General features: G+C 30.8%; 15 protein-coding genes. 9 read left to right on the forward strand and 6 right to left on the reverse strand.

The genetic code is table 11. From position 1 onward, the window contains the following. Nucleotide 1 precedes the first annotated feature (1 nt). From ACY2IJ_RS13970 to ACY2IJ_RS13985, 4 genes are all read left to right on the forward strand, one after another. On the forward strand, nt 2–1576 hold the full coding sequence (locus tag ACY2IJ_RS13970) for an ArnT family glycosyltransferase (RefSeq protein WP_476724938.1): 1575 nt from the start codon (nt 2–4) through the stop codon (nt 1574–1576). Between the two features lie 24 nt (nt 1577–1600). Then, complete coding sequence (locus tag ACY2IJ_RS13975) at nt 1601–3268, forward strand: ArnT family glycosyltransferase (protein WP_476724939.1); 1668 nt, start codon at nt 1601–1603, stop codon at nt 3266–3268. Nucleotides 3269–3359: 91 nt separating this feature from the next. After that, nucleotides 3360–4307 carry a glycosyltransferase family 2 protein gene (locus ACY2IJ_RS13980; protein ID WP_476724940.1) on the forward strand — a complete coding sequence of 316 codons (948 nt, stop codon included), beginning with the start codon at nt 3360–3362 and terminating at the stop codon, nt 4305–4307. Then, entirely contained in the window at nt 4294–5178 is an 885-nt protein-coding gene (locus ACY2IJ_RS13985; RefSeq protein WP_476724941.1) for a lysylphosphatidylglycerol synthase transmembrane domain-containing protein, read from the forward strand. The genes ACY2IJ_RS13980 and ACY2IJ_RS13985 overlap by 14 nt, the downstream gene beginning before the upstream one ends. 2 nt (nt 5179–5180) lie before the next feature. Here ACY2IJ_RS13985 and ACY2IJ_RS13990 read toward each other — a convergent pair whose 3' ends face one another. Further along, nucleotides 5181–5843, reverse strand: coding sequence for a hypothetical protein (locus tag ACY2IJ_RS13990; RefSeq protein WP_476724942.1), 663 nt, complete (start codon nt 5841–5843; stop codon nt 5181–5183). A 9-nt stretch (nt 5844–5852) separates the two neighbouring features. Then, a complete protein-coding gene (locus ACY2IJ_RS13995) occupies nt 5853–6455 on the reverse strand; it encodes a hypothetical protein (protein WP_476724943.1) in 603 nt (200 codons plus the stop codon). Nucleotides 6456–6731: 276 nt separating this feature from the next. Between ACY2IJ_RS13995 and rpsA the strand changes: the two genes are divergently transcribed. From rpsA to ACY2IJ_RS14015, 4 genes are all read left to right on the forward strand, one after another. Beyond that, complete coding sequence (gene rpsA, locus ACY2IJ_RS14000) at nt 6732–8522, forward strand: 30S ribosomal protein S1 (RefSeq protein WP_476724944.1); 1791 nt, start codon at nt 6732–6734, stop codon at nt 8520–8522. A gap of 118 nt (nt 8523–8640) precedes the next feature. Next, nucleotides 8641–9495, forward strand: coding sequence for an N-acetylglucosamine kinase (locus tag ACY2IJ_RS14005; RefSeq protein ID WP_476724945.1), 855 nt, complete (start codon nt 8641–8643; stop codon nt 9493–9495). Nucleotides 9496–9576: 81 nt separating this feature from the next. After that, nucleotides 9577–10086: a transposase gene (locus tag ACY2IJ_RS14010; RefSeq protein ID WP_476724099.1), complete on the forward strand. Its 510-nt coding sequence runs from the start codon at nt 9577–9579 to the stop codon at nt 10084–10086. Between the two features lie 2 nt (nt 10087–10088). Beyond that, the gene (locus tag ACY2IJ_RS14015) at nt 10089–10919 is read left to right on the forward strand and encodes an IS3 family transposase (protein ID WP_476726567.1); all 831 of its coding nucleotides are present in this window, start codon (nt 10089–10091) and stop codon (nt 10917–10919) included. Between the two features lie 57 nt (nt 10920–10976). Here the strand turns inward: ACY2IJ_RS14015 and ACY2IJ_RS14020 are convergent, their stop codons facing one another. From ACY2IJ_RS14020 to ACY2IJ_RS14035, 4 genes are all read right to left on the reverse strand, one after another. Then, nucleotides 10977–11711 (reverse strand): hypothetical protein, encoded by a 735-nt coding sequence (locus ACY2IJ_RS14020; RefSeq protein ID WP_476724946.1) that lies wholly within the window; start codon nt 11709–11711, stop codon nt 10977–10979. A 191-nt stretch (nt 11712–11902) separates the two neighbouring features. Next, nucleotides 11903–13162, reverse strand: coding sequence for a UDP-N-acetylmuramoyl-tripeptide--D-alanyl-D-alanine ligase (locus tag ACY2IJ_RS14025; protein WP_476724947.1), 1260 nt, complete (start codon nt 13160–13162; stop codon nt 11903–11905). Between the two features lie 5 nt (nt 13163–13167). Then, nucleotides 13168–13872 carry a 16S rRNA (uracil(1498)-N(3))-methyltransferase gene (locus ACY2IJ_RS14030; protein ID WP_476724948.1) on the reverse strand — a complete coding sequence of 235 codons (705 nt, stop codon included), beginning with the start codon at nt 13870–13872 and terminating at the stop codon, nt 13168–13170. A gap of 4 nt (nt 13873–13876) precedes the next feature. Further along, complete coding sequence (locus ACY2IJ_RS14035) at nt 13877–15028, reverse strand: transporter (RefSeq protein ID WP_476724949.1); 1152 nt, start codon at nt 15026–15028, stop codon at nt 13877–13879. Nucleotides 15029–15124: 96 nt separating this feature from the next. Here ACY2IJ_RS14035 and ACY2IJ_RS14040 point away from each other — a divergent pair, with 96 nt between their 5' ends. After that, nucleotides 15125–15379, forward strand: a complete 255-nt coding sequence (locus tag ACY2IJ_RS14040; protein WP_476724950.1) for a DUF4834 domain-containing protein — start codon at nt 15125–15127, stop codon at nt 15377–15379. Nucleotides 15380–15396: the final 17 nt, after the last annotated feature.

Below are 15396 nucleotides of genomic sequence, written 5' to 3' on the forward strand. Positions count from 1 at the left end.
TATGAATTTATTAGAGTCTAAATACACTTGGTTGTGGGTGTTTTTATTTGCTTTTGTTTTTTGTTTGTTTGGTGATGGAAATTCTATCATTTACATTTTAGATGAAGCGAAGAATAGCGAAGCAGCAAGAGAAATGTTGGTGTATGGGAATTGGTTTAAACCTACCTTTAATAATGTGATAAGAACAGACAAACCACCTTTGCATTATTTTTTTATGATGTTAGGTTACAAATTATTTGGAGTCAATGCTTTTGGAGCACGATTTTTCTCAGCTTTCTTTGGAGCGCTTACTATTTTAATTACGTTTTTGTTTACAAAAAAGCATTTAGGAAATCAGGTGGCTAAAATTACTTTGGGAGTTTTATTGTCTTCTTTTTACTTTATTCAAGAGTTTCATTTAGCAGTACCAGATCCATACTTAATTTTTTGGATGAGTTTGTCATTCTTTTGTTATATAGAATTTTATCTTTCTCAAAACAAAAACATATTATTAGTATTGTATACAGCTATCGGTTTTGGAGTATTAACCAAAGGTCCTATAGCTATGGTAATGCCGGGGATAATAGCTTTGTTGCATTTAGTTCTTTATAAAAAATTAAATGCTAACGTTTTTTTAAAATTCAAGTTTTTTGAAGGAGTACTTTGGGTTACTTTGTTAAGTTTTCCATGGTTTTATTTAGCTCATATACATACCAACGGAGTGTTTACAGAAGGTTTTTTCTTTACGCACAATTTGAAACGCTTTAGTGGAGAAATGGAAGGACATGGAGGGATATTTTTAATTACCATTGGGTTTGTTGTTTTAGGCATGTTTCCTTTTTGTTTGTGGATTTTTAGAGCTATAGGAGCAGGGCTTAAACAGGCAAGAAAAAATATTTTTATTTATTATTGTACATTGGTGGTTCTTGTGTTTGTAGGCTTCTTTTGTGTTTCGGCTACTAGATTGCCTAATTACACAATGCCTTGTTATCCTTTTATAGCCATTGTATTGGCTTGGTGGTTCAGCAATGTGTACAACAGCCAAATAGAGGTAAAAGCAAAACATATAGAATGGATTGTTTTAGTATTTATTTCTTTAGCACTTCCAATAGCAGGATATATTGGTTTGTCTTACGAACCGCAATTAACAACTAAAAGTTGGTTGGCCTTTGTTTTGTTTTTTGTGCCTTTAGGAGCAGGTTTGGCTTACTTATTTTTTTTAAAATCAGCTCTTAAAAAAAGTTTTTTGAGTTTGGTTGTTACGTTTATGGTGCTAAGTTTGGTGTTGTTTGGTCTTATATTCCCTAAGTTAACTAAGGAAGCTCCTGTTGAAAAATACAAAGAGCTTGTAGGAACAGAAGGACCTGTTATTGTGTACAAAAGAATGGATGCTGCTTTTCCTATTAATTTTAATAGAACCTATAAAGTAGTAGAGTCTATAAAAGAGATTCATGCTTTTTTTAGAAAGTTCCCAAATGGGGTGGTGATGACCAATACAAGAAATAAAAAAGAATTAGAGCAATTAAGTATCTTTAAAGAATTATTTTCGCAAAAAAGTTTGTTTGAAAACCATACGACAAGAGTTTTTGGAAAATAAGCAAACAAAAAGATTCTTATAATTATGATTTTATCTAAAAAGGAAATCAACCTTCTTTATATTTTTTTGTTATTGGTATACGTGTGTGGATTGTTTATTCCGGTTATGGAAAATGATTCTGCTCAGCATGCAACTATGGCCATGAGAATGTATTTAGAAAATGATTTTTGGAATATATATAAAGGAGGAAAAGATTATTTAGACAAACCTCATATGCATTTTTGGCTGTCTGCCATTTCATTCAAGATTTTTGGAATTCATACATGGTCATATAAACTACCCGCACTAATTTTTACGTTTATTGGTGCATTTTGTACCAATAAATTAGCGGTTCATTTTTATGGAAAAAAAATAAATCATATTGCTGCTTTGGTGTTTTTATCGGTGCAAGCGGTGATTCTGTCTAACCACGATGTTAGAACCGATGCCGTGTTAACAGGAGCTATTGCATTGGCAATGTATAATTTTATAGTTTATTTAGATACATCTAAGTTTTTAAATTTAATTCTAGGTTTTTTAGGGTTGGCCATAGGTTTTTCTAGCAAAGGACAATTGGCTGTGTTTATTTGTGGAGTATTGTTATTGGTGCATGTACTTTATGCTAATAAATGGAAACAAGTTTTTTCTTGGAGAGTATTGTTGGGCTTGGCGGTTTATGTGCTTTTTATAAGTCCTGTTTTGTATGCGTATTATGTTCAGTTTGATTTGCATCCTGAGAAAGTTTTTAACGGATATTCAAATGTTTCTGGAATCAAATTTATTTTGTGGGACCAAAGTTTTAATAGATTAACCGCAACAGGTTTTAAAAATAACAGTCCAGATTATTTCTTTTTCTTTCATACTATTTTATGGGCTTTTTTACCTTGGCCTATTTTAATGTATGTAGGTATGTTTAACAATCTTAAAAAAGCAATTGTTAATCGATTTAAAAAAATAAAAGGGTTTGAATTGGTAAGTTCTTTAGGAGTTTTGTTGGTTTTGTTAGTAATCAGTACTTCTAAATTTAAATTGCCACATTATTTAAATAGTTTGTTTTCTATAATGTCGGTTTTAGTGGTAGGATATTTATGGAGTTTGCATCAAAATCAAAAATTTAAATTATTAAATCGTTGGGCAAATTTTCAAATAGGTTTGTTTGTGTTTTTAAGTGTGTTTGTGTTGTGTTTGTCTTTTTGGGCATTTTCACTATCTAGTTGGTTCATCGTTTTGGGAATTACCATTATTATAACGTTGCTAATGCTTTTTTGGTTTCAAGAAAAAGCAGCCCCTTTTAAAAAATTAATTGTTTCTTCTGTAGGATTAATGGTGTTGATTAATTTTACGTTAAACACGCAGTTTTATCCTAATTTGTTACAATATCAATCTGGAATTGTGGCTAGTAAAATCATCAAAGAAAATAATATAGATGCAAACAATTTGTATTTAAGAGAGGGGATAGAAGCTTGGTCGGTTAGTTTTTATGCACATAAAAATTTAAAAAGAGTTTCGGTGGCCAATATGCCAACCAAAGTTAAAAAAGGACAATGGGTGTATTTAGAAGAAAATTCTTTTTTAGAGTCTAAACAATTAGGAATAGTTTGGTCTAAAGTGTATCCGTTAGAGCATTATAGAATTACTAGGTTAAAGCTAAAATTTTTAAATCCTACATCAAGACCAGAAACGTTAAAAAAAAGATATTTGGTTCAGAAATAAATATCGTAAAAAAGCAAAATGATTATTTAGCAAACAACTCTCTCCGTTTTCAAGATTATGAGTAAGTTTGTCAAATCGAAATAAAAATAAGATGAGTAAAACAAGTTTATTGTCTATTGTAATTCCTGTTTATAACGAAGAAGGAAATGTTACATTGTTAACAGATAATATAGATAAAGGTTTAGAAGGATACAATTATGAAATTATTTATATAGATGATTGTTCTACAGATAATACACGTAAGGAGGTAAAGGAACTAAACCATCCGAAAGTTGTTTTGGTTGAACTTAGAAAAAACTACGGACAAAGTTCTGCTATTGCAGCAGGAATAGATATTGCCAAAGGAGGGTATATTATTACAATGGATGGAGATTTGCAAAACGATCCATCGGATTTACCAGCAATGTTAGACAAGTTGATAGAAGAAGACTTGGATATGATTACAGGAATTCGTCAGAAAAGACAAGACAATTTTGTAAGAACGTTGCCTTCTAAAATAGCAAACTTTATTATTAGAAAAACCACAGGGTTGCATATTACAGACCATGGTTGTGCTATTAAAATATTTACGGCAGAAACAGCAAAAGGATTAAAATTATACGGAGAAATGCACCGTTTTATTTCTTTGGTAACGTTTATGAATGGGGCAAGAATATCTGAAATGCCGGTAAAACATCATGCACGTCAGTTTGGAGTTTCTAAATACGGATTGGGAAGAACTTTTAAAGTAATTAACGACTTGTTGTTAATTTTGTTTCAACGCAAATACATGCAAAAACCTATTTACTTATTTGGTAATATAGGGTTGGTGTTTGCAGGAGCAGGAATGTTAATTAATTTCTACTTGTTAATTGTAAAATTGATGGGAGAAGATATTTGGGGGAGACCCTTGCTAATATTAGGAGTGATGTTGGTTGTTATGGGGATTCAGTTTTTTACCGTAGGAATTATTATAGATTTATTAATGAAAACCTATTACGAGTCTCAAAACAAACGACCATATAACTTAAGAAAAGTAACCACTTTTGAAAAAGCCTAGTTTTAAAAAAGTAGCAGGAAGTATATTAAAAATAGGAGTAAGTGTACTCCTATTTTACTTTGTAGTTACTAAAATTTCTTTTACCGATGTAATTACAATTATTAAGAATAGCAATTTGTTGTTAATTGTAGCAAGTGGCTTGTTTTTAATATTATCTCAGTGGGTATCCTCAATTCGATTGAATGTTTTTTTTCATTCTTTGGGCTATTATCTATCTGCCAAAAGCAATCATGTTTTGTATGCCATAGGAATGTTTTATAATTTTTTTATTCCAGGAGGTATTGGTGGTGATGCTTATAAAGTATACAAGCTTCATAAAAAATTTGATTGGAGTGTTAAAAAGTTATCAGCAGCTATATTTGTAGATCGTTTTTCGGGTTTAACTGCTATAGGTATGTTATTGGTTGTTTTAATTATTCCTTTTGTACAATCGTTAGAGTGGATTTCATCAAACATGCTCTTATACGCTTTAGGAGTTTTGTTATTTTTACTAGTGCCTTTATTGTCTATGTTATTGGTGCAAAAATTGTTTCCATCCTTTAAAAAAGTATATATAAAAACGTTAATATATTCTTTATTTGTACAAAGCTTACAGTTATTATCGGTGTATTGTTTGGTGATTAACTTTGGAGTAAGTTCTAATTTAATTTCTTATTTGTTTATTTTTTTAATTTCAGTAATACTGTCTATTGTATCGTTTGCAGGAATAGGAGTAAGAGAGTTTGTTTTTTACCAAGCAGCAGACCTATTGCAATACAATAAAGATACATCTGTAGCAATAGGTCTACTGTTTACTTTTTTAACAGCCTTAATTTCTTTAGTAGGAGTGTTTTTTCAGTTAAAAAAAGTGGTATTAAAAAAGAGTAAATAAAATTACTTTGTAATAACAATAGTCTTACTTAACTCTTCTAAAGAAGAAATAATAGGAATGTATATACTTATAGTTTTATCGTTAGTGATGTTGTAAGCATAATTAGACAAGGAAACATCGTGCCCAAGTTCAAGTGTTGTGGCAGTGTTTAACACAAAACCTATTTGACTCTTGTATTGTTTTTCATTGGCATTGTACTTTAATTTAATTTCTTTAGGGGTTATAAATAAATGTTTGTAAATAGGGTGTGTTCTAATTTCACTCACACTTAAATTTAATTCTTTTATTTCAGGGTTTTCATCTAAGAAAAGCAAGTCAATTGTTTTTTGAATATTTTTAGTAAAATGATAAGAGAAATTTAAGTCATATGCATAATAATCAGTTCCTGTACTTTCTCTTAAATCATAGAAATCAGTAATGTTTTCTTGATAAATAGCTGGAATGTTTAACTCAAGCTTTAAAGTGTCTCCAACTTTGTAGTTTAATTGCTGGTTTACAAAGTTTTTATCTAAAATTTTTAACTCAACAGGTGTAGAAAGATAAAAATCATGCTCGTTAGAAATGTCTTTACTAAAATCTGTTCCTTCATTCGGAGCAAAACTTCTGTAATCATCGTTACAACCAATTAGTAGTATTGTTGCTATAATTATAAATATTTTTTTCATGGTCTAATTTTAAAAAATGTATCCTGCAGAAAGGTTTAAATAAAGGTTGTGGTGTAAATCTTCTTTGTTTATTAAATAATGGCTATAACCTAAACTTCCTTGAAAAGTAAGCTTGTTAGGAAATGTAAACTTACCTCCTAATCCAAAATGTAAAGCAGTTGTGTTTTCTTCTTTTTTATTTCTACGAATAACATAAGCATTGTTGTTGTTTATGGTTCTGCTAGTTTCATACCATTCAACATCAACCTGTTCAATACCAAACTCTAAAAAATGTCTTATTTTAATACCATAGTTGTTTTGGTAGTCTTTTAAGTAAGTTGGGGTTCTGTAATTATTTAAATAGTATCTAGATTTTAATCCAAAACCTATATTTTCTCTAGCATATTCTTCTTTTATGCTGATATTGGTTAGATTCTTTTTATAGAATACCCCAATACCAAATTTTGAAGATATAGCTCTTTCGTATTCTAGCCCTATGTTAGGGCCACCTCCATTAATAATAAGAGAAGTTCTAATTTCATTTTTACCAAAAACAGGTGGTTCTTGGTTTTCTTTTTGCTGTGAATATCCAAAGAATGGAATTAATAACAGCAAACAATAGCTAGTTTTCATAAGTTAATTTTTAACGGATAAAAATAAATATTCTTTACATAAAAGATGTGGGAGAGTTAAAAGGTTGCGTTAAGTTTAAATTAAGTCTTCTTTTATAAGAAGTTAAAAAACTGATTGTCTGATGTTTTAAAAAGATAAAATATTTGTATATTTGCAGTCCTTTTTGGCGAGCTAGGTTTACGAAAAGGAAAAAAACAATTTAATTATAACATCTTTAGTTGTAGTTACTCGCTTTAAAAACATGACAATCAGCTGAATACAAATTATTTTAGACAAATGTCTGAAGAAAACACAAACGCAGTAGAAGCTCAAGAGCAAGAAACTGTACAAGTAAACCCACAGGAATTTTTAGCAAACTTTAACTGGCACAAATACGAAGAAGGTATTGATGAAGTTGATGAAGAGCAATTAAAAGCATTTGATGCAGCTTTAGAAGGAACTGTAGGTTTCGTAAACGAGCGTGATGTAATAGAAGGAACTGTAGTTCGTATTACTGACCGTGACGCGATCATCGATATTAACTCTAAATCAGAAGGAGTTATTTCTTTAAACGAATTCCGTTACAACCCTAACTTAGCTGTTGGAGATAAAGTAGAGGTTTTAGTTGATAGAAGAGAAGATCACTCAGGACAATTAGTATTGTCTCACAAGAAAGCAAGAGTAATTAAAGCTTGGGATAGAGTTATTGCTGCTCAAGAATCTGGAGAAGTAGTTAACGGATACGTTAAATGTAGAACTAGAGGAGGTATGATTGTTGATGTTTTTGGAATTGAAGCATTCTTACCAGGATCTCAAATTGATGTAAAACCAATTAGAGATTACGATCAGTACGTAGACAAAACAATGGAATTCAAAGTTGTAAAAATCAACCACGAATTTAAAAACGTTGTTGTATCTCACAAAGCTCTTATCGAGGCTGATATTGAAGTTCAGAAGAGAGAAATCATTTCTGGATTAGAAAAAGGTCAAGTATTAGAAGGTGTAGTTAAAAACGTTACTTCTTACGGTGTATTCGTAGATTTAGGAGGAGTAGATGGATTAATTCACATTACAGATTTATCTTGGTCTAGAATCAATCACCCATCTGAGGTAGTTGAATTAGATCAAAAATTAAACGTTGTAATTTTAGACTTTGACGATAAGAAAACTAGAATCCAATTAGGATTAAAGCAATTATCTCAACACCCTTGGGATGCTTTAAGCGCTGACTTAACAGTAGGTGATAAAGTAAAAGGAAAAGTAGTTGTTTTAGCTGATTATGGTGCGTTCATCGAAGTTGCTGAAGGAGTTGAAGGATTAATTCACGTTTCTGAAATGTCTTGGTCTACTCACTTACGTTCTGCACAAGATTTTGTAAAAGTAGGTGATGAGGTTGAAGCTCAAATCTTAACTTTAGATAGAGAAGAGCGTAAAATGTCATTAGGTATTAAGCAATTACACCCAGATCCATGGGCAGATATTACTGCTAAGTACCCTGTTGGTTCTGTACACAATGGAGTTGTACGTAACTACACAAACTTTGGAGTTTTTGTTGAGTTAGAAGAAGGAATTGACGGATTGGTATACATTTCTGATTTATCTTGGACTAAGAAAATTAAGCACCCATCTGACTTTGTGGCTGTTGGTGATAAATTAGATGTTCAAGTGTTAGAATTAGATGTAGAAAACAGAAAATTAAACTTAGGACACAAACAAACTCAAGACAATCCTTGGGATGCTCACGAAGCTACTTATGCTTTAAATACTGATCACGAAGGAACAGTTAAAGAAAAGTCAGACAAAGGAGCTGTAGTTGAGTTTGCTGATGAAGTTGAAGCATTTGTACCAGGTCGTTTATTAGAAAAAGAAGACGGTTCTAAAATTAACAAAGGAGATACTGCAATTTTCAAAGTAATTGAGTTCTCTAAAGAATTTAGAAGAATTGTTGCTTCTCATACAGCTACTTTTAAAGAAGCTGAAGCTAAGAACATTAAGGCTCAAGCTAAAAAGGTTGAATCTTCTGAAAAATCAACTTTCGGAGATATTGCTGGTTTAGCAGACTTAAAGAAAAAAATGGAAGGAAAATAAAAAGTAGTTCCATTTTATAGAATACTAAAAAGCTGATTTGATGATTCAAATCAGCTTTTTTTATAGATCATATTTGTATATTTACAGCACCTTACTAACAAACCAAAAAAATAAATATATGATATTAATTGCTGATGGTGGTTCTACTAAAGTTGATTGGATTGCTTTAAACTTAGACAAATCAGAAAGGTTTAAAACAAGAACAGAAGGGTTGAACCCAGCGATTGTGACTCCTGCAACATTAAAGAAAAGAGTTTTAGACAATATTAATTTAGAACCTAATAGACAAGAAGTAACGCAAGTGTTTTTTTATGGAGCAGGTTGCGGTACATCTAAAGCAGTAGAAGCTCTAGAGAAAGTATTTCAAGAAATTTTTGTAAATGCCGAAGTAGTGGTTGCTGAAGATATGTTGGCAGCTGCCTATGCAGCATCAGAATCAGAACCTGCTATTGTTTGTATTTTAGGAACAGGCTCTAATAGTTGTTATTACGATGGAAAAACAACAACTTCTACTTGTGTTTCTTTAGGTTGGGCTATTATGGATGAAGCTAGTGGAAATTATTTTGGAAAAAAATTAATACGTGATTACTACTACAAAATAATGCCCGAAGAGATTAGAGAAAAGTTTGAAAAAGACTTTAATCTAGAAGATGATTATATAAAAGAGCAGTTGTATCAAAACGAAGCACCAAACACTTATTTGGCAACACATGCAGCTTTTATGTTTGATTTTAAAGATCATGATTATATTACAGGATTGATTGAAAAAGGAGTAGAAGAATTTTTCCGTTACAGAGTATTGCCTTACGGAAAAGGAAAAGAAACTCCTGTTTATTTTATAGGTTCTGTAGCTTATTATTTTTCTAATATAGTAGCCAAAGTAGCCGAGAAATTTGATTTGACTTTTGCAGGTGCTATTCAAAGACCAATTGATAATATGATTGCTTACCACAAAAAATACTTAATTAAATAAGTATTAAAATCACATAGATTAAAAAAAGGATACTAAAATAGAGTGCCCCCAAAATGTTAGACACAATTTGGGGGTATTTTTATGTCTAGAAAAGTAAAATACACATTAGGCTTTAAACAAGAATGTGTGAAGTTAGTTCTTAAAGGAGAACGCTCTATAACTAGTTTGAGTAAAGAGCTAGGTTTTGATAGTTCTCTTCTTTCTCTTTGGTGTAGGCAATATGAACACAAAGGAGTTCAAGGTTTGTTACCAAAGATAAATAAACAATATACATCATCATTTAAACTTGATGTTTTACAACGAATAGAAAAAGAACATCTTTCTTTAGAGCAAGCATGTATTCTATTTGATATTGGAAGTGGTGCTAGTATTATTAATTGGCAAAGAAGATATAAATCCTTAGGTTTGAAAGGTCTTAAAAATCAACCTAAAGGAAGACCTATCGGAATGAAACCCAAGTCTAGAAAAAATAAATCTATACCATTAACTAGAGAAGAAAAACTTTTAAAAGAGAATCAATCTTTAAAAGCAGAACTTGATTTGCTAAAAAAGTTACAAGCCTTAGCTCAAGCCAGAGAGAAAAAGCAATAGTCATAAATGAGTTAAGGCATAAGCATGATTTGTCGGTATTGTTACATCATGCAAAGATGGCTAGAAGTAGTTTTTATTATCATTTACAAAAAAGTAAAGAGCCTGATAAATATGAATCTATAAAAAGGTTTATTACTCAAATCTACCATCAACACAAAGGTAGGTATGGTTATAGAAGAATCACTTTAGTACTAAACAACAGAGGGATTATCATCAATCATAAAACAGTATTAAGACTAATGAAGTCCATGGGGTTAAAATCTTTGATTAGAGTTAAAAAGTATCGTTCTTACAGAGGAAGTCAAGGTAAAATAGCTCCCAATATACTTAAACGGAATTTTAAGGCTTCTAAAACCAATCAAAAATGGGCTACAGATATTACAGAGTTTAAAGTTAAAGGTCAAAAACTTTATTTGTCTCCAATTATTGATTTATGTAGTAGAGAAATCATTAGTTATCAAATTTCTAGGAGTCCTAATTTTAGACAAATAACTCAAATGCTGGGGAAAGCTTTTAAAAAGTATAAAGCAGCAAATGTGTTATTACATTCGGATCAAGGATGGCAATATCAAATGGAAAAATATCAGAATATCTTAAAAAAGAACAAGATGATTCAAAGTATGTCTAGAAAAGGGAATTGTTTAGATAATGCTATTATTGAAAATTTCTTTGGAACTTTAAAATCTGAGCTGTTTTATCTAAAACAATGGAACTCGATTGAGCAATTAGAAAAGGAAATTAATGAATATATTTGCTATTATAATAATGATAGAATATCAGTAGCTTTAAATGGAATGAGCCCGATAAAATATCGAGCTCATATCAATAATTAATTTTTTAACCGTCCAACTTTTTGGGGGCTGTCCAAAATTTAGTATCCTTTTTTTTGATTAACGTCTATAACTATTACTGTTTTTTCTGTAGCTATTAGATTCTGTTTTGTTGCTTCTCTTTTTACGAGAGTCCTCATTTTTGCTTTTCTGTTTTGTAAATTCTCTTTTAGCAGAAGATGTTTTTAACTCTTTCTTGTATTTTTTAGATTTTTTGGTTGGGTAGTATCTATCAGCATACTTTCTACTGTTATTTTTAACGGATGTATAATGTTGGATCGGTTTTCTAACTACATAAGCATGATGATGTCTTGTAGGCCTTTTGTAGTGTCTACTTATAGGTTGGTAGTGGTAATTAACTCTGTTAACAAACCCTGTGCAGGTGTAATTTCTACCATAATTGGTATATCTAATGTTTAAATTTCCAACTCGTTGTACATGTCCATATCTGTTGTAGCTAATATGCACGTTACCAACTTTGTTTACTCTTCCATTGTAATCGTAATAAATATGAGTGTTGTTAATCCTAACAATATCACCATATCTGTTTCTTTGAATGTATGGTGTGTAATTATAACCAGAATTAAAACTTACATTAACAAATGAGGTGTTGATGTGAACTCTAGAGTTTCTTGGATTGATAACATTAAAATCAAATTCACCATTTTTAAATATGGCATATTCAACACCATTTTCAACAAAAACAAAAGGAGTGTCGTTATGGTATGTAGTGGTGGAAAATGCTGTAGCTGTAATTAAAAAGCAAGTAGCAAAAAACAAGAATAACTTTTTCATGATCTACTATTTTAAATGGAACAATGTCTCTTTATTTCAAGTGACTTAACATGTGTTAGAATCCAAAGAGCATGCCATAAATCTATCAGCTAGATTGGTGTAGTGTTTATTGTTTTGTTTTTCAGTGTGTTATTTAATAAAAAACGGCTTGAAGAATAAGTTCTTTAAGCCGTTTTTAAAAGTATATTATTTTATAAAAGATCTAAAACTCTTTCCAGAGCCATGCCTCTAGAACCTTTAATTAAAAGAGTGCTGTTTTTAAAATTAAACTCAAAGTTTTCTTTTAAATCTTGAAAAGAGGTGAAAAAATAAGCTCCGTTTTGTTTGTGTTGATAAAAGTTTTCACCTACAAAAACAATGGTATCAAGTTTACTGTCTAAAGCTTTTTGAATAATGTTTTTGTGTTCGGTGACACTAGTGCTTCCTAATTCAAACATATCACCTAAAATTACGGATTTATGAGTTTCGTCAAGTGAGTTCAAATTATCCAAAGCGGCTTCCATACTTGTAGGATTGGCATTGTAGGCATCTAAAATAATTTGATTGCTATTTTTTTGAATAATTTGAGAACGATTGTTTTCAGGAATATAACTTTCTATGGCTTTTTTAATATTTTCATCAGCAATGTTAAAATGGTTTCCTATGGCTATGGCAGCAATAATATTATTGTAATTGTATTTACCAATTAGGTTGGACTGTATTACATAATTATCATAAGCTAACTGAACGTAAGGAGTTAATTCTAGTAAAGGAGTTTCGTGTGGATTGATAAAAATACATTCGCAATATTCTGCTTCTTCAACCATTCTTTTTTCCTCTTGATTTACAAAAGCAGTTCCTTCTGAATTGGCAATGTAATTATACATTTCAGATTTTCCTTGTATAATTCCTTCTTCAGAACCAAAGCCTTCTAAATGGGCTTTTCCAAAATTGGTAATGTATCCGTAGTTAGGAGCTGCAATAAAACATAAATGTTGAATTTCTTTTAAATGGTTGGCACCCATTTCTACCACTCCAATTTCAGTTTCGGAAGTCATGCTTAATAAGGTAAGAGGAACTCCAATATGGTTGTTTAAATTGCCAACAGTAGCAGTTACATTGTATTGTGTTGCTAACACTTCTCTAATTAATTCCTTAGTAGTTGTTTTACCATTACTACCCGTTAAAGCAATAATAGGAATGGCTAAATATTCTCTGTGGTAATGTGCTAGTTGTTGAAGTTTGTCTAATACGTTAGGTACTAAAATAGTTCTATGGTCTATGTAGAATTCTTCTTCATCAATAACAACATAAGCAGCACCCTGCTCTAAAGCTTGTTTGGCAAAAGTGTTGGCGTTAAATCGTTCTCCTTTTAAGGCAAAAAAAATAGCTCCGGGTGTTATTTTTCTAGTATCGGTAGTAAAGTTTTGTTTTTGTTTTAAAAACAGTTCGTGTAGTTCTAGTGTTTTCATAGATACTATAATAAAGTCATTAAAGAAGAGATGTAAATTCCAGCAGTTTCTGTTCTTAGTCTGTTGTTTCCTAAGGTTACTGGAATAAAGTTAGATTGTATTGCGTTGTTTATTTCCTTAGGAGTAAAATCACCCTCGGGTCCTACCAGTACTAAAATATCAGTTGTAGGTTTGGCAATGTGTTGTAAATATTGTTTATTGTTTTCGTCTTCGCAATGTGCAATAAATTTCTGAGTTGCGTTTTGCTTACTTAAAAACTCATCAAAAGAAATAGCCTGGTTTAAAACAGGGACATGAAATTGTAAAGATTGTTTTACAGCAGACTGAATAATTTTATTCATTCGGTCTAATTTAATTACTTTTCTTTCGGAATTTTTACAAATGATTGGGGTAATTTCATCAATTCCAATTTCTACCGCTTTTTCTAAAAACCATTCGTACCTATCGTTTAATTTGGTAGGAGCAATGGCAATGTGTAGGTGAAAAGGTCTGTTTTTTTCTTTAAACTCAACGGAATGAATAGCCACAGTACATTTTTTCTCGTTGGCTAAAGTTATTTGAGTTGTAAAAAAAACTCCTTTTCCATTGGTAATATAAACGGTGTCTCCTTCTTTTTTTCTAAGTACTTTTATCAAATGTCTACTTTCATCTTTGTCAAAAACAAAAGTAGTATCTGTAGGTTGTATATGTTCGCTAATAGATAATATCATCTGCTTAATAACTTAAAATTACATCGTCCATTTCCTTCTTTTTTACTTTACGCTTTTTGCTTTTTTTGCGTTCTTTTTCTTTTTTCTTGCGTTCTTTTTCTTCGCGTTTTAATCTAGCTTCTTCTTCTTTTCTGTCTTTTTCTTCTTGTTTTCTTAAAGCTTCATCTTGCTGTTTAAAGTATTCGTTTAGAATTTCTTCTTTGGTTTTGTTTTTTTCGTCTAACAAAATTTCATCAACAAACTCTTCTTCTTTTTTTTCTACTTTTTTACGGATAATAGGTTTTGGCTCGTCATCATTTTCTTCTACATCAATATATTCCCATCTATCGTAATGATTGTCTATTCTGTACGAAGCATTAATTCCAAATTCAGATCCTCTATTGTTTTTACCAATTGCAGCATTGTATTGTATGGCTACAGATAAATCTCTGTTAACCAAAAAAGGAGTTCCTATTCCTACATTAAAATAATTAAAATCTTTAAGGTGATGATATCTGGCTTCTACATACGGATTGAATCTTTTGGCAACAACATAAGAAGATGAGATGGTGTAGATAAACTCTGGCATATCTCCTCCTATGTATTTATAATCAAATTGATTGTTTACTCTAACTTTTTGATTGATGTGGTTTTGAGTAATAATACTTGTAGAAAAAGTAGTACTACCACCATTGCTAAAGTTTAAGTTGGTTAGGGGAGAGTTAATTTCAAACTTAGCAGCTACGCTAGGAATTAATCCGTTGTATCTAAAACCATATCTTCGTTTCCAACTCTTTTTAAGTTCTGGACTTTCTTTTTGAATGTGTTGATAGATCAAATACTTTAATCCTAAAGAAAGCATTTCGGTACCTGTAATATTTCTGTTAATGTTGGTAAAATCTTGTGTGGTAAATTTGTGAGTTAAAGAAGCTTCTAATTTTTCTTTCCAAAAACCAAATCTTATATTAAGATCGTTGCTATAAGAATTTGATGGAATGTTAAGCCTATTTAAGCTATTGTATAAAATGGTGTTTTCAAATTGAATAACATTAGTTCCTAGTGCATACGGAGTTTCTGTGTGCCCTGGTTTGTTAGCGTTTATAATATTTGTGTACTGTGCGTAATTTGTAGTGGTATATAATAAAAAACAAAAAAAGCTAATAAGGAGTTTGTTCATATGTACAAAAAATTATAGCTGTAAATATAATATTTTATACTGGGGTGGTTGGGTTCGTTCTCAAATTATTATTTTTGAATTTCTAAAGAATTTTTAATGCAAGAAGCAAGTTTTATGGGATTGATTAGAACCCTAGTAATTATAATAGCAGTATACTATGTTCTTAAGTTTTTTATGAAGTATATTGCTCCGGTTTTATTGGTAAAATACGTACAGAAAAAAACAGGGCAACAAATGCCAAATGAACCAATAACCAAAGAAGGAACAACTACCATTGATAAAAAACCACAAGAAAAAAACATTGTAAATGACAATGTTGGTGAATATGTGGATTATGAAGAAGTAGATTAACACTCTAAAAAAGTAGA

The sequence above is a fragment of the Wenyingzhuangia gracilariae genome (assembly GCF_056387575.1).

Bases quoted from the DNA above. Each gene is read 5' to 3' on its own strand.
- ACY2IJ_RS13970 (WP_476724938.1), top strand. From the start codon at position 2: ATGAATTTATTAGAGTCTAAATACACTTGGTTGTGGGTGTTTTTATTT.
- ACY2IJ_RS13975 (WP_476724939.1), top strand. From the start codon at position 1,601: ATGATTTTATCTAAAAAGGAAATCAACCTTCTTTATATTTTTTTGTTA.
- ACY2IJ_RS13980 (WP_476724940.1), top strand. From the start codon at position 3,360: ATGAGTAAAACAAGTTTATTGTCTATTGTAATTCCTGTTTATAACGAA.
- ACY2IJ_RS13990 (WP_476724942.1), bottom strand. From the start codon at position 5,843: ATGAAAAAAATATTTATAATTATAGCAACAATACTACTAATTGGTTGT.
- ACY2IJ_RS13995 (WP_476724943.1), bottom strand. From the start codon at position 6,455: ATGAAAACTAGCTATTGTTTGCTGTTATTAATTCCATTCTTTGGATAT.
- rpsA (WP_476724944.1), top strand. From the start codon at position 6,732: ATGTCTGAAGAAAACACAAACGCAGTAGAAGCTCAAGAGCAAGAAACT.
- ACY2IJ_RS14005 (WP_476724945.1), top strand. From the start codon at position 8,641: ATGATATTAATTGCTGATGGTGGTTCTACTAAAGTTGATTGGATTGCT.
- ACY2IJ_RS14010 (WP_476724099.1), top strand. From the start codon at position 9,577: ATGTCTAGAAAAGTAAAATACACATTAGGCTTTAAACAAGAATGTGTG.
- ACY2IJ_RS14020 (WP_476724946.1), bottom strand. From the start codon at position 11,711: ATGAAAAAGTTATTCTTGTTTTTTGCTACTTGCTTTTTAATTACAGCT.
- ACY2IJ_RS14025 (WP_476724947.1), bottom strand. From the start codon at position 13,162: ATGAAAACACTAGAACTACACGAACTGTTTTTAAAACAAAAACAAAAC.
- ACY2IJ_RS14030 (WP_476724948.1), bottom strand. From the start codon at position 13,872: ATGATATTATCTATTAGCGAACATATACAACCTACAGATACTACTTTT.
- ACY2IJ_RS14035 (WP_476724949.1), bottom strand. From the start codon at position 15,028: ATGAACAAACTCCTTATTAGCTTTTTTTGTTTTTTATTATATACCACT.
- ACY2IJ_RS14040 (WP_476724950.1), top strand. From the start codon at position 15,125: ATGCAAGAAGCAAGTTTTATGGGATTGATTAGAACCCTAGTAATTATA.